The 243-nt window shown below is 46.1% G+C and carries 1 protein-coding gene; it reads left to right on the top strand.

From position 1 onward, the window contains the following. Positions 1-56: 56 nt before the first annotated feature. A partial coding sequence (locus KI369_RS30110) for an SAM-dependent methyltransferase (RefSeq protein WP_212959081.1) occupies positions 57-243 on the top strand: 187 nt, incomplete at its 3' end.

Raw genomic sequence — 243 nt, 5'->3', positions numbered from 1 at the left:
GGCGCGTAAAAATTTACGCAATTGGTTACGATGAGTTATCCCCATGGGAAAGTTAAATGACAGGTAAGAAGCGTTCTGCCAGCTCCAGCCGCTGGCTTCAGGAACACTTTAGCGATAAATATGTTCAACAGGCACAGAAAAAGGGGTTACGTTCCCGTGCCTGGTTTAAACTTGATGAAATACAGCAAAGTGACAAACTCTTTAAACCGGGAATGACGGTTGTCGACCTTGGTGCTGCTCCTG

The organism is Bacillus sanguinis, from assembly GCF_018332475.1.
GTDB classification, from domain to species: Bacteria; Bacillota; Bacilli; order Bacillales; family Bacillaceae_G; genus Bacillus_A; species Bacillus_A sanguinis.
This window is presented reverse-complemented; position numbering and strand designations above follow the sequence as displayed.